This is a genomic window from Cellulosimicrobium cellulans (genome assembly GCF_042723955.1).
Classification (GTDB): Bacteria; Actinomycetota; Actinomycetes; order Actinomycetales; family Cellulomonadaceae; genus Cellulosimicrobium; species Cellulosimicrobium cellulans_H.
In genome coordinates this window covers 1-12,041 of the sequence record NZ_JBHXIC010000034.1, presented here as the reverse complement: position 1 = coordinate 12,041, position 12,041 = coordinate 1, and the positions used below count along the sequence as shown (strand labels likewise).

The 12,041-nt window shown below is 74.2% G+C and carries 12 protein-coding genes; 4 read left to right on the top strand and 8 right to left on the bottom strand.

The features are described from left to right. Window positions 1-21: 21 nt before the first annotated feature. From ACFWH7_RS11195 to ACFWH7_RS11185, 3 genes are all read right to left on the bottom strand, one after another. Window positions 22-390, bottom strand: coding sequence for a hypothetical protein (locus ACFWH7_RS11195; RefSeq protein ID WP_378216587.1), 369 nt, complete (start codon window positions 388-390; stop codon window positions 22-24). A gap of 26 nt (window positions 391-416) precedes the next feature. Next, the gene (locus ACFWH7_RS11190; RefSeq protein WP_021482951.1) at window positions 417-749 is read right to left on the bottom strand and encodes a nuclear transport factor 2 family protein; all 333 of its coding nucleotides are present in this window, start codon (window positions 747-749) and stop codon (window positions 417-419) included. 72 nt (window positions 750-821) lie between these two features. Further along, window positions 822-1,634, bottom strand: coding sequence for an SDR family NAD(P)-dependent oxidoreductase (locus tag ACFWH7_RS11185; protein ID WP_378216586.1), 813 nt, complete (start codon window positions 1,632-1,634; stop codon window positions 822-824). Between the two features lie 70 nt (window positions 1,635-1,704). On the opposite strand from ACFWH7_RS11185, the gene ACFWH7_RS11180 reads away from it, so the two are divergent. Next, complete coding sequence (locus ACFWH7_RS11180) at window positions 1,705-2,709, top strand: C-terminal binding protein (RefSeq protein WP_378216585.1); 1,005 nt, start codon at window positions 1,705-1,707, stop codon at window positions 2,707-2,709. A gap of 38 nt (window positions 2,710-2,747) precedes the next feature. Beyond that, complete coding sequence (locus ACFWH7_RS11175; RefSeq protein WP_378216584.1) at window positions 2,748-3,602, top strand: fumarylacetoacetate hydrolase family protein; 855 nt, start codon at window positions 2,748-2,750, stop codon at window positions 3,600-3,602. A gap of 16 nt (window positions 3,603-3,618) precedes the next feature. Here ACFWH7_RS11175 and ACFWH7_RS11170 read toward each other — a convergent pair whose 3' ends face one another. Together ACFWH7_RS11170 and ACFWH7_RS11165 are read right to left on the bottom strand one after the other, a co-directional pair. After that, window positions 3,619-4,491 carry an SMP-30/gluconolactonase/LRE family protein gene (locus ACFWH7_RS11170; protein WP_378216583.1) on the bottom strand — a complete coding sequence of 291 codons (873 nt, stop codon included), beginning with the start codon at window positions 4,489-4,491 and terminating at the stop codon, window positions 3,619-3,621. 47 nt (window positions 4,492-4,538) lie between these two features. After that, window positions 4,539-5,462, bottom strand: a complete 924-nt coding sequence (locus tag ACFWH7_RS11165) for a S1C family serine protease (RefSeq protein ID WP_378216582.1) — start codon at window positions 5,460-5,462, stop codon at window positions 4,539-4,541. Between the two features lie 242 nt (window positions 5,463-5,704). Here ACFWH7_RS11165 and trpS point away from each other — a divergent pair, with 242 nt between their 5' ends. Next, complete coding sequence (gene trpS / locus ACFWH7_RS11160; protein WP_378216581.1) at window positions 5,705-6,850, top strand: tryptophan--tRNA ligase; 1,146 nt, start codon at window positions 5,705-5,707, stop codon at window positions 6,848-6,850. Between the two features lie 62 nt (window positions 6,851-6,912). On the opposite strand, the gene ACFWH7_RS11155 is transcribed toward trpS, so the two are convergent. The 3 genes from ACFWH7_RS11155 to ACFWH7_RS11145 form a co-directional block, all read right to left on the bottom strand. Further along, window positions 6,913-7,599 carry a hypothetical protein gene (locus ACFWH7_RS11155; protein ID WP_378216580.1) on the bottom strand — a complete coding sequence of 229 codons (687 nt, stop codon included), beginning with the start codon at window positions 7,597-7,599 and terminating at the stop codon, window positions 6,913-6,915. Continuing rightward, complete coding sequence (locus ACFWH7_RS11150) at window positions 7,596-8,258, bottom strand: PRC-barrel domain-containing protein (protein WP_378216579.1); 663 nt, start codon at window positions 8,256-8,258, stop codon at window positions 7,596-7,598. Before ACFWH7_RS11150 ends, ACFWH7_RS11155 begins: the two co-directional genes overlap by 4 nt. Window positions 8,259-8,411: 153 nt before the next feature. Then, window positions 8,412-10,352, bottom strand: coding sequence for a phosphoenolpyruvate carboxykinase (GTP) (locus ACFWH7_RS11145; RefSeq protein ID WP_378216578.1), 1,941 nt, complete (start codon window positions 10,350-10,352; stop codon window positions 8,412-8,414). Between the two features lie 119 nt (window positions 10,353-10,471). Here ACFWH7_RS11145 and ACFWH7_RS11140 point away from each other — a divergent pair, with 119 nt between their 5' ends. Continuing rightward, window positions 10,472-11,992, top strand: coding sequence for a helix-turn-helix domain-containing protein (locus ACFWH7_RS11140; protein WP_378216577.1), 1,521 nt, complete (start codon window positions 10,472-10,474; stop codon window positions 11,990-11,992). Window positions 11,993-12,041 lie beyond the last annotated feature (49 nt).

Sequence of the window (12,041 nt, the reverse complement as noted above, 5' to 3'; positions counted from 1 at the left end):
TCGCGCCCGGGGCGTGGCCGGTCAGCGGATCGACGGGTCGACGGCGGCTCGTGACCGCGGCAGATGCCGGTAGTCCGGGGGGAGTGCCTCCCAGGGGCTCCACCCGTCGTCGTCCTGTCGGCTCCGGAACCACCGAGCGTCTCCGGCCGTGAGCTCGCTCGGGACGCGAGGCGGTGGCTCGGCCGGCGTCCAGCGCGCCTGGATCTGGCGCTTGTGGAAACCCGCCTCGCCGACGCGTCGTCTCGCGTGGTCCGCGTCGACGGCGTGACACAGGTACAGGCCCGTCCATGAGTCGGCCCCCGCGTCGAGCACCGAGACGCCGTACACGCCGGCGCCCTCCGGGCGGTGACGCGCCCTGATCTCGGCGCGTGTCGGTCGCGACCTGGTCATGCCGAGGAGTCTGCCAGGGCGCGGCGTCAGCCCTTGACCATGCTCGCGCGGGTGATGAGGCCGTCGCGGACCTCGAAGGTCGCGATGGTCTCGCCGGTGCCGTTCGACGTCGTGACGAGCTCGCGCGCGACGAGCCAGCGGTCGCCGAACGTCACGGACGCGTCGATGACGCAGTGCAGGGCGGTGTCCTCGAACCGGCTCGCGTAGAACGCGCGCAGGGCGTCGCGGCCGACGATCGGCTCGGGGGTCACGCCGCTCACGACGGCGTCGGGCGCGTAGGTCGCGCAGAAGCCGTCGAGGTCGCGGACGTTGAAGGCGTCGACCTGGGCGGTGACGACGGCGGACGGGGACGTGCTCATGGGTGCCTCCTCGGGCAGGGGTGGGCGAGTGTCGCGGCGGACCGGCGGACCGGCGGACCGGCGGACCGGCGGTCAGTCGATCCGGACGCCGCCGTTGACGTCGTACGTCGCGCCGGTGACGAACCCGGCGCGCGGGGAGGCGAGGGACGCGACGACCCAGGCGACGTCGTCGGGCGTGCCGAAGTCCCCGAGGGGGATGGACGCGGTGAGCCCGGCGCGGGCGTCGGGGGCGAGCTGGTCGGTGATCGCGCTCGTCACGGGGCCGGGCGTCACGGCGTTCACGCGGATGCCCTCGCTCGCGAGGATGCGCGCGAACGAACGCGTGATCGCGAGGATCGCGGCCTTGCTCGCGGCGTAGTGCACGCCGGTCTTGAGCGCGCCCTGCTCGCCCGCGATGGACGAGAGGTTGACGATCGCGCGGTCGCGCGCGGTCCGCTCGTCGGGCGTGACCGTGGCCCCGGCGGGTGACGGACGGCCTGCGCGCAGCAGCGGGAGCGCGGCGCGCGACAGCACGAACGTGCCGCGCGCATTGGTCTCCATGACCAGGTCCCACTCGTCGAGCTCGATGTCGTCGAGCGCGCGGTAGGGGCACACGCCGCCGTTGTTGACGAGCACGTCGAGGTGTCCCCAGGCGTCGGTGACCTCGGTGACGAGCGCCTCGACGGACGCGGTGTCGCGCAGGTCGAGGCGCGAGACGCGCGTCGCGGCACCGTCCGCCTCGCACCGGGCCGCCGTGGCGCGCGCGCCGGCCTCGCCGCCGGTGTACGTGAGCCAGACGTCGTGCCCGTCGCGCGCGAGCTGGAGGGCGGTGGCGGCACCGATGCCGGAGCTGGCGCCGGTGACGAGGGCGAGGCGGCGCCGGGCGCCGTCCGGTGCAAGGGTCATGAGCCCACGCTATAGCATCCGACCGGCCCGAGGGTTGGTCGAGAGTGCTATTTGCTATAGCATCCAACGCATGACAGCCGACACCGTCGTCATCACCGACTGCGACCTGCCCGGGACCGCGTGCGAGGACACCCTGACCGCCGCCGGGCTGCGGGCGGTGCGCGCCGCGGCGCGCACCGAGGACGAGGTGATCGCCGCCGTCGAGGAGGCCGCCGCGAGCGGGTCCGCGCCCTCCGCGCTCGTCGTGCAGTGGGCCCCGATCACGGCCCGCGTGCTCGACGCCGTCGCCCGGCCGGGCGGGGTGCGCATGGTCTCGCGCATGGGCATCGGCTACGACATGGTCGACGTCGCGGCCGCCACCGAGCGCGGCGTCGCCGTCGCGAACACCCCGACCTACTGCATCGAGGAGGTCGCGAGCCACACGGTCGCGATGATCCTCACGCTCGACCGCGGCCTCGTCGCCTACGACCGCGCGCTGCGCGCCGGCACGTGGGCCCCGACGGCGCAGCACGCCGCGCGCCTGTCCAGCACCGTCGTCGCCGTCATCGGGTACGGGCGGATCGGCTCCGAGGTCGCGCGCTCCGCCCGCGCGCTCGGCTACCGCGTGCTCGTGCACGACCCGTTCGTCGACCCGCAGGCCGTGGCGTCCGACGGGCACGAGGCCGTGGGGCTCGACGAGGCCGTCGCGCGCGCCGACGTCCTCACGCTGCACGCGCCGCTCACCGACTCGACGCGCCACCTGCTCGACGCCCGCACCCTCGCCGCCGCGAAGCCCGGCGTGCGGGTCGTCAACACGTGCCGTGGGCCGCTCATCGACGAGGACGCGCTCGCCGACGCGCTCGCGTCCGGCCACGTGGGCTCGGCCGCGCTCGACGTCTACGCGACCGAGCCGCTGCCCGCCGACTCGCGCCTGCGCACGCTGGACAACGTGCTGCTCACCCCGCACGCCGCGTGGTTCTCGCCCGAGGCCATGCAGGACCTCCCTGTGCACACCGCGCGCAACGCCGTCGACTTCCTCGCGGGCCGGCCCGTGCCGTCGATCGTCAACCCGGACCACGCACGCGCCCTCGCCTGAGGACTCGCACCACCCGCCCCGACCTAGGAGACCCACCCGTGCAGCTCGTCCGACTCGGCCCCCTCGGCCAGGAGCGCCCCGCCGTCCGCGAGGACGGGGTCGTGTACTCCCTCGACCCGCTCACCCGTGACATCGACGGCGCGTTCCTGGCGGCCGACGGCGTCGGTAGGGTCCGCGCGGCGCTCGCCGCGGGCGCGCTGCCCGTGCTCGACGGCGCGGACGAGCTGCGCGTCGGCGCGCCCGTCGCCCGGCCCATGGCCGTCGTCTGCATCGGGATGAACTACGCGGAGCACGCCGCCGAGTCCGGCTCGACTCCGCCGGACGTCCCGATCGTCTTCTGGAAGCACTCGAACACGGTCGTCGGCCCGCACGACGACGTCCTCGTGCCGCCCGGCGCGACGACGGTCGACTGGGAGGTCGAGCTCGGCGTCGTGATCGGCCGCCGGGCGCGCTACCTGTCGTCGCCGGAGGCGGCGCTCGACCACGTCGCGGGCTACGTCCTGTCGCACGACGTCTCCGAGCGCGACTACCAGATGAAGGTCTCCGGCGGGCAGTGGTCCAAGGGCAAGAGCTGCGAGACGTTCAACCCGCTCGGCCCGTGGCTCGTCCCCGCCGACGAGGTGGACGTCCAGAACCTCGGGCTCCGGTCCTGGGTCAACGGCGAGCCCCGCCAGGACTCGACGACGGCCGACATGATCTTCGACGTCGCGTACCTCGTGCACCACCTGTCGCAGTACATGGTGCTCGAGCCCGGCGACCTCATCAACACCGGCACCCCGCAGGGCGTCGCCCTCTCCGGGCGCTTCCCGTACCTGCGCGACGGCGACGTCGTCACCCTGGAGATCGACGGCCTGGGCCGCGCCGAGCAGCGCGTGCGCGACGCCGTCCGCTGAGGACCCGCAGCCCAGGTCAGCCCGCGAACGGGAGCGCCGGCAGCCCTCGGACCCCAGGGTCCGCGACGAACAGCGACCCCGACGCGGCCTCGTCCGCGTCGGGGTCGTCCAGTCCCTGGCGCGACGTCGTGACGAACAGGCGGTCGAGGTCGTCGCCGCCGAACGTGCACGCGCTCGCCTGCGAGACCGGGAGCGGTACGACGGCGTCGAGCGTGCCGTCGGGGGAGTAGCGCCGGACCGCGCCGCCGCCCCACAGCGCTACCCAGACGCCGCCCTCGGCGTCGACCGTGAGGCCGTCGGGCATGCCGTCGTCGGGATCGATCTCCACGAACGGGCGGCGCCGCACGAGCCCGCGCTGGTCCTCCGCGGCCGGGACGACGTCGAGCACGTCGATGCGCCGCGTCGCCGAGTCGACGTAGTACGCCCGCGACCCGTCCGGCGAGAAGCCGAGCCCGTTCGACACCTCGATGCCCTCGAGCACGACGCGCGAGGACCCGTCGACCTCGACCCGGTACAGCGCGCTCGGCCGCTCGCCCTCCGCCTGCCCGCCCGCGTAGAACGCGCCGTCGGGCCCGGCGGCCCCCTCGTTGAGGCGGACCGTCGGGTCGGTGACGAGCGTCGCGAGCGTACGGACCGGCGCGCCGTCGTCGTCCGCGACCGCGACGGACCGCGCGAGCCCGACGACGAACCCGGCCCCGGTCCGCGGCCGCACCACGGCCGCGTGGTCGCCCACGTGGAGGCGGTCGACGCCGCCGTCGGGCCGCAGGGTCAGGAGGTCGCCCGCGAGCATGTCCACGTACCGGAGCCCGCCCCAGCCCGGCCACCACACCGGGCCCTCTGCGTGGTAGGCGACGGGACCGGTGACGTTCTCGACGGAGATCTCAGGCATCCGACCATCCTCCCCGACGCGCACGGACTCGCCTGCCGACGACAGCCTCAGGGCCGTCCGAGCTCCACCGGCTCCGCCACGACGTCGACCATCGCCGCCCCGCGCAGCACCGTGATCTCGAGCCGGCGCCCGATCGCCTCGCCGAGCATGAGGCGCTGCAGCGACTGCGCCTCGACGGTGTCCACGCCACCGGCACGGATCATGAGGTCGCCCACCCGGAGGCCGGCGGTGTCCGCGGGGCTGCCCGGCACGACGTGGACCACACGGAGCGCGCGGTCGTGCCCGGTGCGTGCCGCGAGGTCGGGCGCGACGGCGACGGGCTGGCTCGCGACGCCCAGGTACGCCCGCCGCACCCGGCCGTCCCGGACGAGCGCGTCGACGATGCGTCGGCTCGTCGCGTTCATGGGAACCGCGAGCCCGAGCCCGACGCCCGCGACCGCCGTGCTGATCCCGACGACGCGCGCGTCGGCGGTCGCGAGCGCGCCGCCCGAGCTCCCGGGGTTGAGCGCGGCGTCGGTCTGGATGACGTCCTCGACGATCCGCGCCGCCGTGCCGTCCCGCGTCGGCAGCGAGCGCCCGAGTGCGCTCACGACGCCGGCCGTCACGGTCCCCGAAAGTCCTAACGGGCTGCCGATCGCCACGACGAGCTGCCCCACGACCAGCTCGTCGGCGTCGCCCAGCGTCACCGGGTCCGGCGTCTCGCCCCGCGCGCGTACGACCGCCAGGTCGGACAGCACGTCCGTGCCCACGACGTCGAAGAGGCGAGTCGTCCCGTCCGAGAACGCGGCCGTGCCGTTCGTGGACGGGCCGACCACGTGGGCGTTCGTCAGCAGCAGCCCGTCGGTCGTCATCACCACGGCCGAGCCGCCCGCCTCGCGTGCGCCGTGCCGCAGGCGCAGCGCCGCCACCGCCGGCATCACCCGTGCCGCGACGTCGGAGACGGTGCGCGAGTAGTCGTCGAGAGGTCCCATGTGGGGTCAACGCCGGGGGCCGCGGTGACCGTCCGGCGTTCACCGTCGGCTGACGGGGCACCGTCCCGACAGGCGTAGGGTGAGGCGCGTGATCACGCAGAGCTGGTGGTGGCTGCCTCCGCAGCCGTGACCAGTCCTGCCCACGTCCCGAGCTGCGCGCCGCAGCCGGGACGTCGTCATGTCCGGGCCCTTCCGGTCCTCGACCGGGCGTGGTGCGTGGCTCCCCACCGAAGGAGAGCACCATGACCACGACCCTCGCACCGACCAAGACACCCCACGCCGCCCCGTCGCCGTCCGGCTCCTCGTCAGCACCGCCGTCCTCGACCGCGTCCGTCGCGGCCGCACGCGACCGGTCCGCGGAGATCGAGGCACGCCTCGCCGCCGACCCGTCCGGGTTCCGCGTCCTCACGGGCGACCGCCCGACCGGCGCGCTGCACCTGGGCCACTACCTCGGCACCCTCGCGAACCGCGTCCGGCTCCAGGACGACGGCGTGGAGGTCGTGCTCGTCGTCGCCGACTACCAGGTCATCACCGACCGCGACGACGCCGGCGACCTGCGCGCGACCGTCCGCGAGGTCGTGCTCGACTACCTGGCCGCCGGGATCGACCCGACACGCACGACGATCTTCGCCCACTCCGCGGTCCCCGCTCTCAACCAGCTCCTGCTGCCGTTCCTCAGCCTCGTCACGACGGCCGAGATCGAGCGCAACCCGACCGTCAAGGCCGAGGCCGCGGCCGCCGCGGCGCGGCAGGGCCGGCCCATGAGCGGGCTGCTGTTCACCTACCCCGTGCACCAGGCCGCCGACATCCTGTTCTGCCACGGCAACCTCGTGCCCGGCGGGCAGGACCAGCTCCCGCACGTGGAGATCACGCGCACGATCGCCCGGCGCTTCAACCAGCGCTACGCCCCCGCACAGCCGTACTTCCCCGAGCCGGACGTCCTGCTCGCGCCCGCTCCGACCGTCCTCGGCACGGACGGCCGCAAGATGGGCAAGTCCGCGGGCAACGCGCTCGAGCTGCGCGACGACGAGGACGCGACCGTGCGCTTCGTCCGGCGCCACCGCACCGACTCCGAGCGGCACGTCACCTACGAGCCCGAGCGCCGGCCGGAGGTCGCGAACCTCCTCACGCTCGGCGCGTTCGCCGCGGGCACGACGCCGGAGGCGCTCGCGGACGAGGTGGGCGCGGCGGGCGCGGGCCGGCTCAAGCACGTGGTGACCGAGGCGCTCGTCGAGCACCTGCGGCCCCTGCGCGCCCGGCGGCGGGCACTCGCCGCCGGCGACGGGCCCGACCCGCTCGACGTGCTGCGGCAGGGCAACGCCCGCGCGAACGCGATCGCCGACCGCACGCTCGCCGACGTCCGCGACCTCATGGGCACGACGTACTGACGGCGGCGCCGATCCCCCTGCCACGACGGCGGCGCCCCGGGGGCGCCGCCGTCGCCGGGGCGTCAGACGTCGAGACCGGCCCGGTCCACCTTGCGGTGGAAGCGCATGCCGGCGATGCCGCCGAGGACGGCGCCGACGAGGCTCACCACGGCGGCCACGACGAGGGCGATGACGCCGCCGGTCGTGAGGTCGTTCGCGCTCACCGGGATCTGGGGGAACGTGTTGAGCTGCGACAGCACGTTGTACTGGCTGCCCGCGACGAGGCCCAGGAGGGCGAGCACGATCGCGATCACCACGGCCCACAGCCACACCGCGAGGCCCTGCTTCGCGCCGTCGAAGCGCGCCATCCGGCCCGCGACGTACCCGCCGCAGTAGTAGGCGACGAACAGCACGACGACCAGCACGATGCCGCCGACGATGCCGATCGTCTCGGCGTTCTCGGTCGCCTGGTCGACGGCCTCCTGGGCGTCGCTGGTGCCGGAGAGGCCGAAGGCCGCCCCCGCGGCGGCGGCCAGGGCGGTGAGGATGACGGCGGACCCGGTGGCGGTGAGCCATCCGAAGAAGGCGGAGCCGAGCTTGATGCCGCCGTACTCCTCCTTCTCCCGTGCCACGACCGACTCGCGGTCGCGCGCCACAGGCCCGGATGCGGCGCGCTCGTCGCCGGCACGGTCCGCTCCGACGCGGTCGTCCCGCCGGTCGGGGTCGTGCGGGTCGTTCTGGGGCGGGGTGGCCCCGTAGCTGGTGCTCATGACCGGTGCTCCTCTCGGGATGCGTCTCCTGTGGAGGTGTCTTCGGCGGCGCTCGCGTCGCGAGGCTCCGGCGCCGGAGGGACCGCGTCGGCCGGGACGGCCTCGGCGATGTACTCGGTGACGACGTACCGACGCAGGCGGTACGTGTCGCCCGTGGCGACCCCCGGACCGGGCTGGGCGTCGCCGGGTGCGCCCGCCGCGTCGTCCGTGGCCGGACCCGCGGCGTGCCTGCCGACCACGCCCTCGTCGCCCGCTGCGCCGCCGCTCGCGACACCCTCGCCCGCGGCGTCCTCGCGCCGGGCGGTCTCGTCGGCGGAGGGGCCCTGGTCGCCGGGGGAGGCGGCGCTCCGACCGTAGTAGCGGTAGAGCTCTGCCTCCTCCTCGTGCGAGAGGTGTCCCTCGGAGTCGTCGACCCGAGGAGCGCCCTTGACCGTGTCCTTGGTGAACGGCACGCGGATCTCGTCACCCTGGACGTCCGCGTCCGCGAGGGGCACGAAGGACTCGGCGGTGCCGAACAGGCCGGTCTTGACCGTCACCCATTCCGGCTCGCCGCTGCGGTCGTCGAGGAAGACCTGGCCGACCTTGCCGACCTTCTCACCGGCCTGGGAGACGACGGTGCCGCCGGAGAGCAGCCTCTCGATCTGGTCCGTGCTGATCATGGTGGGTCCTTCGGACGGTGCTGCACCGAGGCCCGTCTGCTGGAGCCGACCTCTCCATCGTGCGAGCGTCCACGGGCGCACGCACGTGGGCAGCACACGCCCCGGCGCCGCGTCACCCGAGGGCGGGCGACGCGGCGCGGTGCGGCGGGTGGATCAGGCGCCGAGCCGGTCCCGCAGCCGGGCGAGCTGTGCCCAGAGCTCGTCGGGGACGCGGTTGCCGAACGTGTCGAAGAACTCGGCGGTCAGCTCGGCCTCGGCGAGCCACTGCTCGGGCGAGACGTCGAACAGGGCGTCGAGGTCGCCGTCGTCCATGTGGAGGCCGCCGAGCTCGAGCGCACCGGGGGCGGGGAGCAGGCCGACGGGGCTCTTCACCGCTCCGCAGTCCGTGCGCACGCCGCGCGAGCGGTCGACCTGCGCCGCGATCCACGCGAGCACGCGCGAGTTCTCGCCGAACCCGGGCCACAGGTAGCGGCCGTCGGCGTCCTTGCGGAACCAGTTGACCTGGAAGATCTTCGGTCGCTTGTCGGGGTCGAGCGACGCCCCGACGCGCAGCCAGTGCGCCCAGTGGTCGGCCATGTTGTAGCCGCAGAACGGAAGCATCGCGAACGGGTCGCGGCGCAGGGCACCGACGGTGCCCTCGGCGGCTGCGGTCTGCTCGGAGCTGATGGTCGCGCCCATGAACACGCCGTGCTCCCACCCGTACGCCTGCGCGACGAGCGGCACGTTGGTCGCGCGGCGCCCGCCGAAGACGATCGCGTCGACCGGCACGCCCTCGGGGTCCTCCCACGAGTCGGCGCTCGTCGGGCACTGCGCGGCGGACACGGTGAACCGGGAGTTCGGGTGGGCGGCGGGACGGCCGGAGTCGGGCGTCCAGTCCTCACCGGTCCAGTCGACGAGGTGCGCGGGCGGCTCGGGCGTCAGGCCCTCCCACCACACGTCGCCGTCGTCGGTGAGCGCGACGTTGGTGAAGATCGTGTCGCGCGCGAACGTCTCGACGGCGGCGGGGTTGGTGTCGACGCCGGTCCCCGGTGCTACGCCGAAGAAGCCCGCCTCGGGGTTGATCGCGCGCAGGCGGCCGTCGGGGCCGGGGCGCAGCCACGCGATGTCGTCGCCGATCGTCTCGACCCTCCAGCCGGGGATCGTGGGGCGCAGCATCGCGAGGTTCGTCTTGCCGCACGCCGACGGGAACGCGGCGGCGAGGTGGTACGCGCGGCCCTCGGGCGACGTCGCGCGGATGAGCAGCATGTGCTCGGCGAGCCAGCCCTCGTCACGCGCCATCGCGGACGCGATGCGCAGCGCGAAGCACTTCTTGCCGAGCAGCGCGTTGCCGCCGTACCCGGAGCCGTACGACCAGATCTCGCGCGTCTCGGGGAACTGGACGATGTACTTGGTGTCGTTGCACGGCCACGGCACGTCGTCGGCGACCGCGCACGTGTCGTCGACGAGCGGGGCGCCCACCGAGTGGACGGCCGGGACGAACGGGGCGCCGGCGTCGATGAGGTCCATGACCTCCTGGCCGACGCGCGTCATGATCCCCATGCTCACGACGACGTACGGCGAGTCGGTGACCTCGATGCCGACCTGCGAGATCGGCCCGCCCACCGGGCCCATCGAGAACGGGACGACGTACATGGTCCGGCCTCGCATGGAGCCCTCGAAGACGTCGCGCAGCTCGGCGCGCATGGCGTCCGGCTCGCGCCAGTTGTTCGTCGGGCCGGCGTCGACCTCGGCGCGCGAGCAGATGAACGTGCGCGACTCGACGCGCGCGACGTCGCTCGGGTCGGACCGCGCGAGGTAGCTGCCCGGGCGCAGCTCGGGGTCGAGGGGGAGCAGGGTCCCGGCGTCGACGAGGAGGTCGGTGAGCCGCTGCTTCTCCGCCGCGGAGCCGTCGCACCACACGATCGCGTCCGGCTCGGTGAGGTTCGCGATCTCGCGCACCCAGGCGCGGGCATCGCGAGGCCGCGGGTCGCCGCTCCCGAACGCGAGGGCCGAGCCGGACGTCGCGCGCAGCCCGACGAGGTCGGTCTCGACGTCGTCGAGCAGGGCGGCGGACCGCGTGCGGCGCGGGTGGGCGGTGCGGGCGGTTGTGCTCATCGGGGGCGCTCCCAGGGGTCGGCGGTGGCCTCGTGCTTCCTCCACCCTCACGCCGTGAGCGTCGGGATTTCCAACGAAGACGCTGTGAAGAATCACGGATCTTGACATATCGTCAAGCCATGTCCCTCTCATCGCCCTCCGAGACCCCAAGCGGCCGGTCCGGCGGTCGCGCCGGCGAGGCGAGCTCGTCCCGGCCGCAGGCGGACCTCATCACGCTCGGCCGCCGCCTGCGCCACTTCCGCACGACACGTGGCCTCACGCTCGACGCGCTCGGCGAGGCGGTCGGCACCGCGCCGAGCCTGCTGTCGATGATCGAGAACGGCCGGCGCGAGCCCCGCCTGTCGCTCCTCCAGCACCTCGCCCAGGCGCTCGACGTGCCGCTCACGGACCTGCTCACCGACGAGCCGCCGTCGCGCCGCGCAGCCCTGGAGATCGCGCTGGACCGCGCCCAGCGCGGACCGCTGTTCGCCGGGCTGGGCCTGCCCGCCGTGAAGGCGAGCCAGAAGCTCGCGCTCCCCGTCCTGGAGAACCTCGTCGGCCTGCACGCCGAGCTCCAGCGCCGCGCGACGGAGGCCGTCGCGACGCCGGAGGAGGCACGCCGCGCGAACACGGAGCTGCGCCTCGAACGGCAGGCCCGGGACAACTACTACCCGGAGATCGAGGAGCTCGCGGAGGACATGGCGCGCAAGGCCGGGTACACGGTCGGCGCGCTCACGCACCGGACCGTCGCGCGCATGGCCGAGCAGCTCGGCTTCACCATCTGGCACGTCGACGACCTGCCGCACTCGACCCGCACCGTCACCGACCTGGAGAACGGGCGCATCTACCTGCCGCCCGCGTCCATCCCCGGCGGGCACGGGCTCCGTTCGCTCGCGCTCCAGGCCATCGCGCACCGGGTCCTCGGGCACGAACGGCCGCGCTCGTACGCGGAGTTCCTGCGCCAGCGAGTCGAGATCACCTACTTCGCGGCGTGCTGCCTCATCCCGCAGAGCGCGGCCGTCGACTTCCTGGAGCGGCGCAAGCGCGAGAAGGACCTCGCGGTCGAGGACCTCCGCGACGCGTTCGGCGTGACCCACGAGGCCGCAGCGCAGCGTTTCACCAACCTCGCGACCGTGCACCTCGGCATCCCGCTGCACTTCCTGCGCGTCGGCGACGACGGCGCCCTGTTCCGCGGCTACGAGAACGACGGCCTGCCCCTGCCTGCCGACGTGACGGGCGCGATCGAGGGTCAGATGGTGTGCCGCAAGTGGGCGGTCCGGGAGGCGTTCACGCGCCGCGACCGCGCGCAGGAGTCGTACCAGTACACCGACACCCCCGCCGGGACGTTCTGGTGCTCGACCCAGACCGGCACGACGACGACCGGCCAGTTCTCGATCGCCGTCGGCGTGCCGTTCGCGTCGGCCAAGTGGTTCCGCGGCCGCGACACGACCGTGCGACGCCAGTCGTCGTGCCCGGACGAGTCGTGCTGCCGCCGTCCCGCGGCCGACGCCGCGACGCGCTGGGAGGACGCGTCCTGGCCGAGCGCCCGCATGCACCAGCACGTGCTCTCCGCGCTCCCCTCCGGCGCGTTCCCGGGCGTCGACGCCACAGAGGTCTACGCATTCCTGGCGAAGCACGCCCCGGCCCCGCCGACCCGCTGAGTGCATGAAATAGTCGCGCCCGCGGGCCGCAGACGCGACTATTTCATGC

Excerpts from the sequence above, each read along its gene's own strand:
- ACFWH7_RS11190 (WP_021482951.1), bottom strand. The coding sequence starts at position 749 with ATGAGCACGTCCCCGTCCGCCGTCGTCACCGCCCAGGTCGACGCCTTC.
- ACFWH7_RS11165 (WP_378216582.1), bottom strand. The coding sequence starts at position 5,462 with ATGGGACCTCTCGACGACTACTCGCGCACCGTCTCCGACGTCGCGGCA.
- trpS (WP_378216581.1), top strand. The coding sequence starts at position 5,705 with ATGACCACGACCCTCGCACCGACCAAGACACCCCACGCCGCCCCGTCG.
- ACFWH7_RS11185 (WP_378216586.1), bottom strand. The coding sequence starts at position 1,634 with ATGACCCTTGCACCGGACGGCGCCCGGCGCCGCCTCGCCCTCGTCACC.
- ACFWH7_RS11155 (WP_378216580.1), bottom strand. The coding sequence starts at position 7,599 with ATGAGCACCAGCTACGGGGCCACCCCGCCCCAGAACGACCCGCACGAC.
- ACFWH7_RS11170 (WP_378216583.1), bottom strand. The coding sequence starts at position 4,491 with ATGCCTGAGATCTCCGTCGAGAACGTCACCGGTCCCGTCGCCTACCAC.
- ACFWH7_RS11145 (WP_378216578.1), bottom strand. The coding sequence starts at position 10,352 with ATGAGCACAACCGCCCGCACCGCCCACCCGCGCCGCACGCGGTCCGCC.
- ACFWH7_RS11195 (WP_378216587.1), bottom strand. The coding sequence starts at position 390 with ATGACCAGGTCGCGACCGACACGCGCCGAGATCAGGGCGCGTCACCGC.
- ACFWH7_RS11140 (WP_378216577.1), top strand. The coding sequence starts at position 10,472 with ATGTCCCTCTCATCGCCCTCCGAGACCCCAAGCGGCCGGTCCGGCGGT.
- ACFWH7_RS11150 (WP_378216579.1), bottom strand. The coding sequence starts at position 8,258 with ATGATCAGCACGGACCAGATCGAGAGGCTGCTCTCCGGCGGCACCGTC.
- ACFWH7_RS11180 (WP_378216585.1), top strand. The coding sequence starts at position 1,705 with ATGACAGCCGACACCGTCGTCATCACCGACTGCGACCTGCCCGGGACC.